This window comes from Streptomyces sp. NPDC048416 (genome assembly GCF_043200435.1).
GTDB lineage: Bacteria > Actinomycetota > Actinomycetes > Streptomycetales > Streptomycetaceae > Streptomyces.
In genome coordinates this window covers 1-1,191 of record NZ_JBICXU010000074.1, presented here as the reverse complement: position 1 = coordinate 1,191, position 1,191 = coordinate 1, and the positions used below count along the sequence as shown (strand labels likewise).

The window sequence follows — 1,191 nt, the reverse complement described above, 5'->3', positions numbered from 1 at the left end:
CGAGTCAGAAACCGTTGGTGTAGGCGAAGGACATGCGAAAGGTCCGGCGTAGAGGGTAAGACCCCCGTAGCTGAAACATCAACGGCTCGTTTGAGAGACACCCAAGTAGCACGGGGCCCGAGAAATCCCGTGTGAATCTGGCGGGACCACCCGCTAAGCCTAAATATTCCCTGGTGACCGATAGCGGATAGTACCGTGAGGGAATGGTGAAAAGTACCGCGGGAGCGGAGTGAAATAGTACCTGAAACCGTGTGCCTACAAGCCGTGGGAGCGTCGCGCATTGAGTTTACTCAGTGCGTCGTGACTGCGTGCCTTTTGAAGAATGAGCCTGCGAGTTAGCGGTGTGTAGCGAGGTTAACCCGTGTGGGGAAGCCGTAGCGAAAGCGAGTCCGAACAGGGCGATTGAGTTGCACGCTCTAGACCCGAAGCGGAGTGATCTAGCCATGGGCAGGTTGAAGCGGCTGTAAGAGGTCGTGGAGGACCGAACCCACCAGGGTTGAAAACCTGGGGGATGACCTGTGGTTAGGGGTGAAAGGCCAATCAAACTCCGTGATAGCTGGTTCTCCCCGAAATGCATTTAGGTGCAGCGTCGTGTGTTTCTTGCCGGAGGTAGAGCACTGGATAGGCGATGGGCCCTACCGGGTTACTGACCTTAGCCAAACTCCGAATGCCGGTAAGTGAGAGCACGGCAGTGAGACTGTGGGGGATAAGCTCCATGGTCGAGAGGGAAACAGCCCAGAGCATCGACTAAGGCCCCTAAGCGTACGCTAAGTGGGAAAGGATGTGGAGTCGCAGAGACAACCAGGAGGTTGGCTTAGAAGCAGCCACCCTTGAAAGAGTGCGTAATAGCTCACTGGTCAAGTGATTCCGCGCCGACAATGTAGCGGGGCTCAAGCGTACCGCCGAAGTCGTGTCATTCCAGCATATAGGGCCAACGCCTGCTGGGATGGGTAGGGGAGCGTCGTGTGCCGGGTGAAGCTGCAGCGGAAGCTAGTGGTGGACGGTTCACGAGTGAGAATGCAGGCATGAGTAGCGATACACACGTGAGAAACGTGTGCGCCGATTGACTAAGGGTTCCTGGGTCAAGCTGATCTGCCCAGGGTAAGTCGGGACCTAAGGCGAGGCCGACAGGCGTAGTCGATGGACAACCGGTTGATATTCCGGTACCCGCTTTGAAACGCCCAATATCGA

At 56.5% G+C, this 1,191-nt stretch carries 1 rRNA gene; it reads left to right on the top strand.

Annotated elements, in window-relative coordinates:
* Window positions 1-1,191, top strand: a 23S ribosomal RNA gene (locus tag ACGFW5_RS35280); the annotation flags it as partial.